The 13,668-nt window shown below is 57.8% G+C and carries 15 protein-coding genes; 13 read left to right on the forward strand and 2 right to left on the reverse strand.

Going from position 1 to position 13,668, the window contains the following annotated elements:
- The first annotated feature begins 62 nt into the window (after positions 1 to 62).
- The 10 genes from AC2FF8_RS18480 to AC2FF8_RS18525 all read left to right on the forward strand — a co-directional run bounded on the left by AC2FF8_RS18480 (position 63) and on the right by AC2FF8_RS18525 (position 11,888).
- A complete protein-coding gene (locus AC2FF8_RS18480; RefSeq protein WP_496873668.1) occupies positions 63 to 989 on the forward strand; it encodes a YfdX family protein in 927 nt (308 codons plus the stop codon).
- Between the two features lie 64 nt (positions 990 to 1,053).
- Positions 1,054 to 2,433, forward strand: coding sequence for a Do family serine endopeptidase (locus AC2FF8_RS18485; protein ID WP_496880429.1), 1,380 nt, complete (start codon positions 1,054 to 1,056; stop codon positions 2,431 to 2,433).
- A 198-nt stretch (positions 2,434 to 2,631) separates the two neighbouring features.
- The gene (locus AC2FF8_RS18490) at positions 2,632 to 2,961 is read left to right on the forward strand and encodes a hypothetical protein (protein ID WP_496880430.1); all 330 of its coding nucleotides are present in this window, start codon (positions 2,632 to 2,634) and stop codon (positions 2,959 to 2,961) included.
- 27 nt (positions 2,962 to 2,988) lie between these two features.
- Positions 2,989 to 3,867 (forward strand): helix-turn-helix domain-containing protein, encoded by an 879-nt coding sequence (locus tag AC2FF8_RS18495; RefSeq protein WP_496880431.1) that lies wholly within the window; start codon positions 2,989 to 2,991, stop codon positions 3,865 to 3,867.
- A complete protein-coding gene (locus AC2FF8_RS18500) occupies positions 3,864 to 4,337 on the forward strand; it encodes a plasmid mobilization protein (protein ID WP_496880432.1) in 474 nt (157 codons plus the stop codon). Before AC2FF8_RS18495 ends, AC2FF8_RS18500 begins: the two co-directional genes overlap by 4 nt.
- The gene (locus AC2FF8_RS18505) at positions 4,331 to 5,854 is read left to right on the forward strand and encodes a relaxase family protein (RefSeq protein WP_496880433.1); all 1,524 of its coding nucleotides are present in this window, start codon (positions 4,331 to 4,333) and stop codon (positions 5,852 to 5,854) included. Before AC2FF8_RS18500 ends, AC2FF8_RS18505 begins: the two co-directional genes overlap by 7 nt.
- 51 nt (positions 5,855 to 5,905) lie before the next feature.
- Positions 5,906 to 6,235, forward strand: a complete 330-nt coding sequence (locus tag AC2FF8_RS18510) for a type II toxin-antitoxin system RelE/ParE family toxin (protein WP_496880434.1) — start codon at positions 5,906 to 5,908, stop codon at positions 6,233 to 6,235.
- 1 nt (position 6,236) lies between these two features.
- Positions 6,237 to 6,566, forward strand: a complete 330-nt coding sequence (locus AC2FF8_RS18515; protein ID WP_496880435.1) for a helix-turn-helix domain-containing transcriptional regulator — start codon at positions 6,237 to 6,239, stop codon at positions 6,564 to 6,566.
- Positions 6,567 to 6,695: 129 nt separating this feature from the next.
- Positions 6,696 to 10,787 carry an Eco57I restriction-modification methylase domain-containing protein gene (locus tag AC2FF8_RS18520; protein ID WP_496880436.1) on the forward strand — a complete coding sequence of 1,364 codons (4,092 nt, stop codon included), beginning with the start codon at positions 6,696 to 6,698 and terminating at the stop codon, positions 10,785 to 10,787.
- A 6-nt stretch (positions 10,788 to 10,793) separates the two neighbouring features.
- Positions 10,794 to 11,888, forward strand: coding sequence for a phospholipase D family protein (locus tag AC2FF8_RS18525; RefSeq protein WP_496880437.1), 1,095 nt, complete (start codon positions 10,794 to 10,796; stop codon positions 11,886 to 11,888).
- Positions 11,889 to 12,029: 141 nt separating this feature from the next.
- Here AC2FF8_RS18525 and AC2FF8_RS18530 read toward each other — a convergent pair whose 3' ends face one another.
- Together AC2FF8_RS18530 and AC2FF8_RS18535 are read right to left on the reverse strand one after the other, a co-directional pair.
- Positions 12,030 to 12,314, reverse strand: a complete 285-nt coding sequence (locus AC2FF8_RS18530) for a hypothetical protein (RefSeq protein WP_496880438.1) — start codon at positions 12,312 to 12,314, stop codon at positions 12,030 to 12,032.
- Positions 12,315 to 12,327: 13 nt separating this feature from the next.
- Positions 12,328 to 12,732 (reverse strand): helix-turn-helix domain-containing protein, encoded by a 405-nt coding sequence (locus AC2FF8_RS18535; RefSeq protein ID WP_496880439.1) that lies wholly within the window; start codon positions 12,730 to 12,732, stop codon positions 12,328 to 12,330.
- A gap of 110 nt (positions 12,733 to 12,842) precedes the next feature.
- Here AC2FF8_RS18535 and AC2FF8_RS18540 point away from each other — a divergent pair, with 110 nt between their 5' ends.
- Genes AC2FF8_RS18540 through AC2FF8_RS18550 form a run of 3 tightly spaced genes read left to right on the forward strand, consistent with a single transcriptional unit; the run spans position 12,843 to position 13,665 of the window.
- On the forward strand, positions 12,843 to 13,076 hold the full coding sequence (locus tag AC2FF8_RS18540) for a hypothetical protein (protein WP_496880440.1): 234 nt from the start codon (positions 12,843 to 12,845) through the stop codon (positions 13,074 to 13,076).
- On the forward strand, positions 13,073 to 13,282 hold the full coding sequence (locus AC2FF8_RS18545) for a hypothetical protein (protein WP_496880441.1): 210 nt from the start codon (positions 13,073 to 13,075) through the stop codon (positions 13,280 to 13,282). The genes AC2FF8_RS18540 and AC2FF8_RS18545 overlap by 4 nt, the downstream gene beginning before the upstream one ends.
- Positions 13,276 to 13,665 carry a hypothetical protein gene (locus tag AC2FF8_RS18550; RefSeq protein WP_496880442.1) on the forward strand — a complete coding sequence of 130 codons (390 nt, stop codon included), beginning with the start codon at positions 13,276 to 13,278 and terminating at the stop codon, positions 13,663 to 13,665. The genes AC2FF8_RS18545 and AC2FF8_RS18550 overlap by 7 nt, the downstream gene beginning before the upstream one ends.
- Positions 13,666 to 13,668 lie beyond the last annotated feature (3 nt).

The following is a 13,668-nucleotide window of genomic DNA, read 5'->3' on the forward strand; positions in this document are numbered from 1 at the left end:
AGCCCGGCGGCACTCGGGCCGCCGGGCATCACCAAACCCCATGCAGAAGAAAGGAGACAAAAATGACCAGAAAATCTATTCTCGCCAGTACAGCTCTGGCAGCGGTTATGGCCATGAGCTCCGTCTCTTGGGCACAGGACACCGCAGATCCCGAAGCAGCTTTTGATCTTGAAGGACGCACGCAGGTCGAAGACAGCGTCACCGATGAGACTGACGCCCAACTCTCTGACAAGCGGACGGCTCTTATCGAAGAAGCCATCAGCGCACTGGATGAAACGCACCGGGCGATCACGGCAATTGAAGAAGGCGACACCGAAGCCGCCTTGGCTGCTCTTGCGGCGGCAACCGGCAAGCTTGAAACGGTGGTCGCTCGTGAACCCGGTCTGGCCTTGGCGCCGGTGGATGTCAATTACATCACCTACGATGTCCTCGGGTCGCTTCAATCCATCAAGGATACCGGAAACCGGATCGAGGATCTTGTCGACGATGGTGAGTTCCAGAAGGCGCGCAGGCTGCTGAGCAACTTCGCATCGGAAGTGGTGATTCAAACGACAAGCCTGCCTCTGGCCACCTATCCTGATGCTATTCTCGAGGCCACGGCGCTGCTTGACGATGGCAAAACCGAAGAGGCGTTGACCGTGCTGAACACGGCCTTGGGTACGCAGGTCATCGAGGAAACGGCCGTTCCTCTGCCACCGCTGCGTGCAGAGGCCATGATTGAGGCCGCAGAAGACATCCTGCAAGGCGAAGCTGAGAAAGACGGCGATGACGCCCACGCCGACCTGACGCCCAGCGACTATGTGCGGGCCGCGCGGCAGGAACTCGAGATAGCCGAGGCGCTGGGCTATGGGCGCGAACGCGACTTCGAAGATATCCATGACGACCTCGACGCGCTCGAGGAACAGATCGAGGCGCAAAAGGATACCGGCGGTATTCTGGACGCCATCTCTGGCCGTTTCGACCAGTTGCGCGAACGCATCTTCAATTGACATGCAAATAGTGAGGTGCCCCGCCGGGTGCTACTCGGCGGGACCGAATCCGGAGACTTGAACCATGTTGAAATCTCTTAAAGCTTTCGTGCTCGTACTGGCGGCTGGCTTGTCGGCACCCGCGATGGCTCAGCTGGCTTCCGTGGGGGCGGATGCGCGCGGCATTCCAACCATCGCCCCCGTGATTGACGCCGTGGACGATGCGGTCGTCAACATCGCCGTGACGTCTGAACGGCCTGCGCAGATGACGCCGCTGTTGCGCGACCCGTTCTTTCAACCCTTCCTGCCTCCGTTGGAGCAAATGCCGCCACAAAGGCAGATGAGCGCAGGATCGGGCGTGATCGTGGACGCTGAAGAAGGGTATATCCTGACCAACAATCATGTAATTGAGAACGCCGAGGATATCCGGGTCACGCTGCGTGACAACCGAAGCCTTGAAGCTGAACTGATAGGGCGCGACCCGGCAACGGATATCGCGGTCCTGCGGATCGACGCCGACGATTTGAAAGACGTGCCCCTTGGCAATTCCGAAGACCTTCTGGTTGGCGATTTTGTCGTGGCGATCGGCAACCCGTTCGGTCTGGGTCAAACCGTGACAAGCGGGATCGTGTCAGCGCTTGGCCGGTCTGGAATCAACCCAGAAGGCTATGAGGACTTCATCCAGACAGACGCCTCGATCAACCCAGGCAATTCCGGTGGTGCGCTGATCACGCTGGACGGCAAACTGGTCGGCATCAATACGGCGATCATTGCGCCTAACGGTGGCGGCAATGTCGGGATCGGGTTTGCCGTGCCGGTCAACATGGCTCTCGGTATCATGGACCAACTGATCGAGTTCGGCGAGGTTCAACGGGGTCGGCTTGGTGTCACGATCCAGGATTTGACACCCGATCTTGCCGAGGCGCTTGCCATTGATGAGTTGACCGGTGCAATCGTGATTTCCGTTGAACCTGACACACCGGCGGATCAGGCGGGTCTTACCGCGGGGGATGTGATCGTGGCCGTCGACGACGAAACAGTCGAGGGTTCATCGGATCTGCGTCAAAAGATCGGTTTGCGCCGTCCGGGCGACGAGGTCGAAATCGTCTATCTGCGCGATGGTGATCGCAAAACCACGCAAGTCAGCCTTGCTGATGGTGGCGGATGGCGGGTTGCCGCTCGCGATCAGGGGGCACACGACGCCTTGGCGGGTGTCCGTCTGTCCGCGCTTGACCGTGCTCACCCCGCGTGGGGCGAGGTCGATGGCGTCGTCGTGGACGAGGTCGCCGCCACAAGTCGTGCGGCGCGTGCCGGTCTTGAAGCCGGTGACGTGATCACCGCGGTGAACCGGCAGCCGGTCGATACGATCCGCGAGATCGATCGGGCGCTCGAAGACGCACCCGGCGCCGTCGCCCTGACGATCTGGCGCGACGGACGAACGATGCTGATCGTGCTGAGGTCGTGATCAGCGGCCTGACAAAAGCAAGGGGCCCGAACGCTTTCAAAAGCGTTCGGGCCTTCCTTTTGGGTTGGCTCCAACCGTTCGCGCCACCCCCGATGATGCCGCCCGGCTGCTTTGCTCAAGCCGCGCAAAGGGCCCGTCTGGCCGTCCCTGATCGCAATCTGACCACAAAAAAGGTCTGTACCCAAATGGCTGGGGCCAATGGTTCAGGCCGCCAATTCTGATCATTTCGAGATGAAGATGCCAAGGAAGTACGGCGGGATGTTGCCTGAACGCAAGCTGGCGGCATATGCCCAGAATGCTCGCAGTCGGATGGAGCAGAACCAGATCGAAACACGAAAAACCCAAATTTTGGTTGGATACTGGACCACGAAGAAAGAAAAAGTACCACAAGTCAGTGGAGGTATTGGAGGCGAGTACCGGAATCGAACCGGTGTACACGGATTTGCAATCCAGTGTATTTCGTCACAAAAACAAGCGCTTAGGGGCGAAAAAGTATCAGGACATTTGTCGAACAATAAACGAACCTGATACCCGTGTTTTGGCAGGCTCAAAGCCATGAGTGGCATGGCTTTGATCTGGGCCGCGAACGTCAAGGGCCTGAAGCCAGCCGCCAAGATCGTACTGATTCAACTGGCGGACTTCCACAACAAGGAAACCGGCCAATGCAATCCAAGCGCACAGCGTTTGGCGGACGAATGCGAGATGGGCCGCGCAACGCTGTTTCGGCATATGGCCACCTTGGAGGAGTGTGGCCTTGTCACGCGGCATGCCCGTGGGGATGGCGACGGCGGGCGCGGTGCCAACCAGTATGAGCTGCACCTCGACATTACCCTTGGTCCGAGCGCGCGTCCCAAGGGTGGGGGCAGCGCTCCTGATGGGGTTGTGTCTCAAAATGAGACGGGGAGAAACGTCTCAGAAATGGGAGGGAAAAGTCCCGGAGGTGAGACGGGGGTAGTCTCAAATCGGGACAGGAACCTTACCATTGAACCTAAGAAAGAACCTCCTTCGCGCGAGCGCGAGCGCGAGGCGGTGGAGGCTGAGAAGATTTTAGCAGCTTACCCGCTCGACCGATTGCGCGGCAAAGCGAACTGTCTAGCCCAGATCGGACAGGCAATGAAGGAAGGGATCGCACCAGAGGATTTGTTGCGAGCGGTCCAAGCCTACGCGACCGACAGTGCAGGGTTTACCCGTTCCAAGGTCTGCTTTTCTGACAACTGGTTCCGGTCGCGGCGCTGGCAGGCTTATGTCGAGAAGCTGGCAGAAGACCGCGAAAAGGCGGCGGCGCTGGCGGCTGACCACCATGCGCGGCTGGCCTGCTGGATCAGTGATCGCAGCCCCATGTGCAAACACATCACGGCCAAGCAGATCGACGGACTGCTGGCGTCGAAGCTGGTGACGCAGGCCCAAATCCAAGCCGCAGGCCTCAGATCATGACCGCAACCGATCCCACCGAAGAGCAAACAGCAAGGCGACCCATGTCATACGGCTACGCCGATGACACGGGACCTTGCGAGGGGCGGCACGCCTCCCCTTCGAACCCCACCGGCGCGGGCAAAGCCCGCACCAAAGAGCCGCTGACCGAGACCTTCGTCTTTCGGTGCACAGCGGCAGAGAAGGCCCAGTTGCGCGCCAAGGCCGAGGCTGCTGGCCTGCCCGCTGCGACCCTCTTGCGGGAGGCGCTTGGCCTGACCGAGGCGCGCCGTCGCAAGCCTATCCCGCGCGTTGATCCCGCTTTGGTGCTGGCGGTCGGGCGCATCGGCGGCAACCTCAATCAGATCGCCCGCTGGCTAAACCGTGCGATGCTGGCTGGCCGCGTTGACCTCGACGCACTGACCGTTGCCCGCCGCCTGCTGACCATCGAACGCCAGCTTGCCCAGATCATCGAGGCGTCGCGCCGATGCTGATCAAGTTCTTCCGCAACGGCAAAGGCGCGGGTGCTGGTCCGGTCGGCTACCTCATCGCGGACAAGGTGCTGGCCTATGACGACAACCGCGACCTGATCCGCGATGCAGACGGCCAACCGATGACCGTCACGCGCGAACCCTTGCCCGAGGTCCTGCGCGGCAACCCCGACCGCACCGAAGCCCTGATCGACGCCAGCCGCCACCAATGGACCTACCGCGCGGGTGTGATCAGCTTTGCCGCCACCGACGCCCCGACCGAGGAACAGCAGGCCGAGGTCATGGACAATTTCGAGCGTTTGGCCTTCGCGGGGCTGGACCCGACGCATTATGACGTGCTCTGGGTCCGACATACCCACGAAGACCGTGTCGAACTTCACTTCTGCACGCCGCGCCTGGAGCTGACCTCGGGGCGGAGCCTGAACATCGCGCCGCCGGGTTATCAGAACGCCTTCGACAGTCTGAGCGACGTGATGAACCAACGCCACGGATGGGCCGACCCGATGGAATTGGAGCGCACCCAAGAGGTCCGTGATACCATCGAGACCCCAACCCGCGCCCAAGGCCGTGACGAGCTGCACGCGTGGCTGCAAGACCAGATCAGCGTCGGCCTAATCACAGACCGCGCCAGCATGCTCGACGCGCTCGTCGATGCGGGCTTCGACATCCCGCGCGCAGGCAAAGCCTACCTTACTGCTCAAGACCCCGACACCAGCGAGCGCTGGCGTTTGAAAGGAGAGATTTTCCATGAAGACTGGCAAGCCGACACGGCTGAGCGAGAAGTTGAACGCCGAGCTGGACACGATCCGGCAGGACTACGCCGCCTCGATGGCATCCCAGCTGGAGAGCTTCAGGACCGATTTGAACAGCATTGCGACCAACGCGCAGCGTACAATCGAGACCGATACCCGCAGCTTTCTGCGACAGAACAAGAGCTGGCTGACGATCTCACCCTGGCTGATCACGGGGACATTCTTGGTGGGGATCGTCTCGATGATGGCCGCGAGCTTACTTTGGACGCTGATGCTGGCCAGCTCGGAACTGACGGACATGGGCCTAACGCGGATCGACAGGGAGGACGGGACCTGGTTGGTGCTGGACCCGACCAAGACGCGGTTGAGGACCTGCACGCTGGGCGGCAGATCAGTGACCTGCATCAAAATCGAGGAGAATTAGATGACGACACCCCTGACAGCCTTGGAACGCGACTTGCTCGCCTGCGTCGAGCGGTTGGTGACGGCCTGCGAGGTCTCAGCAAAGGAATTGAGCGGGTTAGAGGAACGCTCGACGACCAGGATGCAGAGCCAGATGGATGGATTGGCCGCCTGCGTGTCAGTGCTCATTCAATCGCAAACGGCGTCCGTGGCTGCGTTGCACGGCTTGTTGAGCGAGGGCTCGAACTACGGGAAGCTGCGCACGCAACTCGAGACCAGCTTGAAATTAGTGAAAGCCGCCGAAGAGAGCTTGAGACAGAGCTAGGGGAGCGAGAGGTCGAGATGGAACGAGGGATGACGCATTGAGGGGGCAAATTCGATTGACATATGGTAACGTATATGTCACCAATGGTCGCAATGAATAAGCTTGTTGTCTATGTTACCGAGGCGGGAAAAACACCGTTCGACGATTGGTTCAATGGTCTGGATACGGCGGCAGCATTGAAGGTGCGCACGGCGCTTGCACGGATCGAGACCGGAAACCTTGGCGACGTGAAGCCAGTCGGCCAAGGCGTGTCAGAGCGGCGCATCACCTTCGGCCCCGGCTACCGTGTCTATTTTGGCAAGGACGGCGATACGCTTGTGATCCTGCTTTGTGGTGGGACCAAGAAGCGCCAGTCAAAGGACATAGAGCAGGCCAAAGCGTATTGGGAAGACTATAAGGCCCGCAAAGAGAAAGGCGACTGACATGCCCCTGACGAAAGACTTCAAAGACACGATCAAAGCCCGCGCCGAGCGCGACCCTGAGTTTCGTGCAGGGCTGTTCCGCGAAGCCGTTGAGGCGATGCTCAGCGACGATCTGGAGACCGGCAAGGTGCTGCTGCGCGACTATGTCAACGCCACAGTTGGCTTCGAGGCCTTGGCGCAAGATATGGACAAGGACCCCAAAAGCCTGATGCGTATGCTCAGCGCCAAGGGCAACCCGCGCGCAGACAATCTGCTGGCGATGGTGTCGCGCTTGAAGCAGCGCGAAGGCATTTCTTTCTCGCTGACCCACGACAATGGAGCCCACGCGTAGCAATTCAATTGAACAGCTTTGAAGAAAACGTGCCCGATTTCGTCTGAATAGCTCTCCCTTGGCTTGATTTGAGAGTGCATTGGAAAATTCCGACTGTTAGGTTGCCAAAAACAACAAGGACTTCTCGATTTGAGCAGTGAGATCGCCAGCCAAGGCAGCCTATTTACTTCCGATTTTTTGACCGAGTCCATTCAGGAAGTTTCGGAGTGGAGCGCACTCAACGATGCTGATCTTGAAAAGTTTGGCGAGAGCGTTCGCGGCCATTTTGACAGCTTCCCAATTACCCAAACACCCAACGAAAGCCAGACCGAAGATGACCTAATCTGGCCAATTCTTGAAGCGCTTGGCTGGACGGAATCGCTACGTCAACAAAACCTTTCACCGAAGGGACGCGAAGACGTGCCCGATGGTTTGCTCTTCGAGGCCGCGGAGACGAAGGCCAAGGCGAACGGCTTCCCCGAAGAATGGAAGCGCTATGAGTTCGGCCGCGCCGTGGTCGAATCCAAAAGATGGGCACGCCCCCTCGATCGCCGCTCCGGCCGACGAGGTGAAGAAACCGCCCCATCAACTCAGATGCTCCGCTACCTGCGCCGCATCGACGACATTACCAATGGCGCGCTGCGTTGGGGCATTCTGACCAACGGCTCGAAATGGCGGCTTTATTTCTCGGGCGCGCGATCCGTCTCCGAACAGTTCTTCGAGCTCGACATCGCGGCGATCCTTGATCTGCCTGGGCACAATGAAGGGCTTTTCGCGCTCAATGAGGCCGATCGCCGTCACTGGCTGAAGGTCTTTTTGCTGATCTTCCGGCGTGAAGCCTTCGTGCCTGCGGGCGCTGATCCGCACACCTTCCACGAGAAAGCCCTCGAAGAAGGCAAATTCTACGAAGAGCGCGTTGCTGAAGACCTTTCCAACAAGGTTTTCGGGGAGGTGTTTCCCGACCTGGTGCGCGCCATAGTCAAGGCCGCGCCCGAGGCTGATCTTCAGGAGGTGCGCCAAGCCGCACTGATCCTGCTCTATCGGCTCTTGTTCATTCTCTATGCCGAAGACCGCGACCTCTTGCCGGTCAAGGACACGCGCTATGACGACTACGGGCTGCGCAACAAAGTGCGCCTCGATGTCAAAGAACGCAAAGACAAAAACGATGTCTTCTCGGAAACCGCCGCGCGTTATTGGGGCGCGATGGCCGATCTGTTCATGGCGATCGACCAGGGGGACGCTTCGATCGGCTTGCCGCCCTACAATGGCGGTCTTTTCGACCAGGAGCGCCATGCGATCCTGACCAATATCCGCATCCCCGATGCGGTCATGGCCCGTGTGATCGACGCGCTTTCTTTCGAGGTGACGCCAGACGGGCGCAAATACATAAACTACCGTAACCTTTCGGTGCAGCAGCTTGGCTCGATCTATGAGCGTCTTCTCGAATACGAGGTGACGCGCGACGGAGAAGACATCACCGTTCAGCCCAACATCTTCGCGCGCAAGGGATCGGGCAGCTATTACACGCCCGATGACCTGGTGCAGCTCATCCTCACAGAGACGCTTGAACCTCTAGTCGAAGAGCGCAAACGCGCCTTCAGGGACAAGATCGCAGAGCTAGGGCAGGGGGACTTGCCCGATCATCGCAAGATCGGCCAGCTCAAGCGCCTCGATCCTGCGACCGCGCTTCTTGACCTGAAAATCTGCGACCCTGCCATGGGGTCCGGCCATTTCCTTGTGAGCCTCGTTGACTTCATGGCCGACCAGGTGATTGCCGCCATGGCCGAGGCCGAGCTCGATGCGCCCGAGGAATGGGGAGATTACATTTCCCCGCTTGGCGAAAGGATCGACACGATCCGCAACACCATCCTCGCCAACGCCGATGAACGCGACTGGACGATCGACGAGGAACAGCTCGACGACCGGCACATCATCCGCCGCATGGTGCTCAAGCGCTGCATCTATGGCGTGGACAAGAACCCGATGGCCGTGGAGCTCGCAAAGGTGGCTCTGTGGCTGCACACCTTCACTGTGGGCGCGCCGTTGTCCTTCCTCGATCACCATCTTCGCTGTGGTGACAGCCTGTTCGGTTCCTGGGTGAAGAAGGGCATCGACAAGGCCGCGACCTACGGCACTCCGCTCTTGCTGCATGAGCCGATGAAGCGTGCCCTGCGAGCGGCATCCAAGATGCAGATCGTCGAGGGGTTGACCGACGCCGAGATTGCCGAGGCGCACCGATCGGCAGACGTGTTTGCGGAAGTAGAGGACATGACCGCGCCGCTTGATGCGCTTCTGAAGCTGATCCACGCGATCGACTGGCTCGACATCAAGGACAAGGCGGGCAAGGACGCAATTAAGATCTTCTTCGATGGTCAATTTGGCGATCCGCTTGACATCGCCATGGGCAAGAAGGAGCCCAAGACCAAGCGCGAAGAGGGACAGCGCTTTGCCGAGATACTTGGCCAGGCGCGCATGCTGATCGCAGAGGAAAATTTCCTCAACTGGCAAGTGACCTTCCCAGGCATTTGGTCCGATTGGGAAGAAGATGAGCTGACCGGCGGGTTTCATGCCGTGATCGGCAACCCGCCCTGGGACCGCATGAAGCTTCAACAGGTCGAGTGGTTTGCCGAGCGCCGCCCCGAGATTGCCATGGTAGCACGAGCGGCCGATCGAAAGAAGATGATCGACGCCCTAGAAAAAGCAGATGATCCCTTGGCTCAGGACTATGCTAAGGCGTCCGAGCGGGCCGAGGCTGGAACGCGCATGGCGCGCAAGGGTGGGGACTACCCCTTGCTTTCCGGCGGGGACGTGAACCTTTATTCGCTCTTCGTCGAGCGCGCGATGACTGTGGTCAAGCAGGACGGGCTGATTGGGCTGCTTGTCCCGTCCGGCATTGCGTCGGACAAAACCGCCGCCAAGTTTTTCAAAGGCGTGGCGACGGAAGGTCGGCTGAAGGCACTGTATGACTTCGAGAACCGCCGAACGCGCTACGACCTGAAACCATTCTTCGAGGACGTGGACAGCCGCTTCAAGTTTTGCGCTTTCGTGGCCAGCCCGTTGCCAACGGAAAAGGCCGCGCGTTGTGCGTTCTTTCTACAGGCAGTGAGCGAGCTTGCTGATCCTGAAGTCTGTTTTTCCCTTAGCGCTGAAGACTTCGCGCGGGTGAACCCGAACACCGGCACCGCGCCGATTTTTCGCTACAAGCGCGATGCCGATCTGACTAAGACCATTTATGCCAATGCTCCGATCCTAGTGGATCGTTCTGGCGGACAGGATGAGAAATCGTGGCCGCTGAAGTATTCAACCATGTTTCACATGACAAATGCCTCAGGGTCTTTCCGGACACGGGCTGAGCTCGAAGATCAAGAAGGAGCCTATCCCCTTGGGGGCAATCTTTATGGGAGCGCTTCAGGCAACTGGCTGCCGCTCTATGAAGGAAAGATGGTTCAAGCATTTGATCACCGCGCCGCGAGTGTCTTGGTCAATCCCGAGAACCAACATCGTCCAGCCCAACCATTTCCGGCAACTGTTGAGCAACATGAAGACCCGGCATGGGTTCCTGATCCCCAATTCTGGGTCCCGTCCGCAGAATGTGGTTGGGAACAGAGCGACGGGTGGGTTCTTGGTTTCAAGGAGATCACAGCGCCCACAAATGTTAGGACCATGATTGCCGCCTTGTTTCCCCTTGTAGGTTTCGGGAACAAAGTTCCCTTGCTCTTACCGTTGGGTGAGGATCGCCGAGAGTGGTTGTTGTGCGCCAATTTCAATGCGGTGCCATTCGACTACGCTGCACGCCAGAAGGTCCAGGGGCAAACGCTGAATCTGTTCATCGTAGAGCAATTGCCGGTCATTCCAGCAGAGCGATATGAAAACACGCAGTTTGGTTCGAAAACTGCGTTGGAGGTTATCCGAGCGGCCGTTCTTGAACTCACCTACACCGCCCACGACATGGCTCCCTTCGCGCAGCACATGGGCTATGTGGATGAGGCCGGGGCCGTGAAGCCCCCCTTTTCCTGGGACGAAGAGCGCCGCCTTGTCCTGCGCGCCAAGCTCGATGCCGTTTTCTTCCATCTCTACGGCATCACCGACCGCGACGACATTCGCTACATCTACTCGACCTTCCCGATCATCGAACGGGAAGAGAGGGCCACTCACGGCGGAAAGTACCGCTCTTGCGAGCTCTGCCTCGCTTACATGAATGCACTCGCCGCCGGAAACCCGGACGCGGAGATCAAGGTGTGAACACAGATGACAATTGGCAGCGTCATACCAAGACAACAGACCTATGACGGACAGTTTCGGTTTTTTGAGAGAATAAATGAGCTTCTGGAGTTCGAAGGCCTGCGGTCTCTGCGGATTGCCTCTGCGTATGCCAGATGGGATGGGCTCGGGCTTGTCTCGGAGAGGCTGGAAGAATTTTTACAAGCTGGTGGGAACGTTGAGCTCATTTTCGGTTTTGACAATGGAGTGACGTCACCAGATAGCTTTTTGTACGGGCTATATTTAGCGGATATTTTCGACTCAAGTGTTTTTGTGGGGGCCGTTACAGACCCGTATGACAATGCAACCTTTCATCCAAAGATGTTTCAGTTTTGGCTGGAAGATCGCGTTATTATTGTTGTTGGGTCAGCAAACCTCACAGGAGCAGGCATCAGCCGAAACATAGAAACTGGTGCTGAATTCGAGCTTGAACTGGATTCACAGGCAGCGAAAGACTGGGCGCTAGCGTGGTCCGAAATCAAGAACATGTCCGCAGAGGTGGATATTGATTTTGTGCGACGCGCCAAAGTCGATAGTCGTTTGTCTTCGGAGGCAGACAAAGAAGTTAGCAAGAAGAACGAGACAGGAAATTTTCTCGACGTAGGCGCACAACTGGCCACAAAGCCTCTTTTTTCAAAGTTCTTAGAAATCAAGAGAACAAAGAAGAGAGAGGCTGCGCTTAGAAAACTGGACCCCGCCAGTGAGCGCCCTGGGCGGCTCTATCTTCAAATATTGGAGAATGAAACAGGTGGAGGGAATGGTCGGCCTGGATATCAGATTCAATTACCTGTCGCCACGCTCTCCGCGTTCTTTGGTGTAGGCCCTTCTCAGTCTCAGGATGTCTTGTTCCGGTTCCCCACTGACGACGTGAATGTGCGGCTTACGCATTTCGAGAATAATACACATCGCGTAAGGCTTCGGCCGTTGATGGATGCGGAGCGGCCTACCATTGTTCGGTTCGAGAGGGCCGGGCTAAATGAATATAATTGCGTCATAGTTCCACGTAGCGCCTACTCCGAAACGCTACGGTCAAAGTGCACACAGCAGACGCGAGCAGGCGCTCGGAGGTGGGGAATCGAGTAGTGCCGCGTGCAAAAATCAAAACCCATGCACGCTTTACTCTATCCAACGAGATCAATCGCTTCGTGCGGGCGAAATTTGAGTGCAGAAATGATTGGCTGAATTCGATCGTCTCTGCAGGTGTTTCGAAAGGATTGCAGCTCGCTAGTTGTCAAAAATGTTGAGCTCTTGCCGTCGATGCTTCATCAAAATCCGCAGGAATTTTTGCGCGACTAAGATAGCCATTGGACCGAGGACGACCAGCGCGAGGTAGAGGGACCGCGCGATGTCCCAGTCGGGCTGACCTGATGTCGCAATCATTCCAGTGCCGCCGACCAACAGCGAAATCGCGCCCACTACGCCGATCTGGCGTGCAAAGGTGAACACCTCATGGTCGCAAGGGTCCAAGTCTGCCCTTGAGGACTTCTGCGACTGGTATGTGTCGGTCATGGCGGTCTCCTGATTAGAGGGTTTCAAAGTAGTGGCTGGCGATCTGCGCGGGTGTTTCGCCGGTCTGAGCAGACTGGGCAGCCACAAAACCGATGATCTTGCCGAGCTTGGAGATGGGCAGGTTCATTCCTCGCCCGTCAGCCTCGGATAAAACGGCGATGGCGCAGGCCTCTGCCAGTTCGGGATCGTTGCTTTTGTGGACCTTGCCGCGCCCGGTCAGCAGCCATTCAAGAGTGACGCCGAATGCCTCGCTTATCTTTACCGCCGCCAAGGCCGGAAGTTCGCGCTTTTCTTGCTCGTAATACTTGTAAGTACGATCTGACACATCGATGGCCGCAGCCATGACCGGCTGGGTCAGATCGTTTTTCTTGCGAATTTCTCGTAGGCGAAGGCCTATTCCAGACAAGTTTGTTGACAAGGTGCACCTTGGGTAACTAAAAGTGTATAAAGCTGCACTTATGTTGAGTTGTGAGCATTTCTGTTCACTCTTGCAGCGTTTTCAACTGAAATCCAACGGAAAGGTGAGCCGTGACCAAACCTCTCGAAACACCAAAGGAGCTGGCAGAACGTGTGGGTCTGCCCGTGACCAACATCCGATATCTGATCCGCGAGGATATGCTGGATCATATCTACACCGCGCCGGGGCAGCGTAATCCCAAGATTCCGAGCGGTGCGTGGGAGAAGTATGTCTCTCAGTTCACTGTCAAAGCCCAAAAGCCGGCGCGATGCAAAGCAGGCCAAGAAATGGGCTCCGGCAAATGACACGGCAAACACCCATCATGGCCAGTGAGACGACCGCCGCCCGCTTGCTCGATTTGCGCCCGAACGAGTTCAAGGCTTTGGTCGATGAAGGTCACCTGCCGCCCGGGCATGAAATTGCGCCGGGCGTTGTTCGTTGGGATACTGAAACGCTCAAGCGAATTTCGGGTGGCGATGTGACAGGGCTATGGGACCAAATTCAGTGGTAGGCAGACGCAAGAAATACCTTTGGCAGCATCCGTCTGGCCGTTGGTATGTGCGCAAGAGCGTCAACGGTAAGATGTTCTATCTGGGGCGGATCACGGCTGAAGAGGGTACGGCTGAATTCGACCAGCAGTATTGGGAGATCGTCAGCGGGAAGAAAGCGGTCTCCAAGACATCATGGGGCGCTTTGATTGACGCTCTGCGTGAGACTGACAAATGGAGAGATTTTTCTCCCCGCTATCGGCGTGACCTTGAACAGGTCTTTGAATATTTGACCGAAAAGATAGGGCGCAAGGACGTTGCACGGCTAACCCAAGCGGATGGGGTGGATAGCTCCTGCTCCCCCGGCGTCGCAATGCGCCATAGTGCAGTTGTCTATCACTGCTAGGAA

This window comes from Ruegeria sp. YTSA144 (assembly GCF_059610125.1).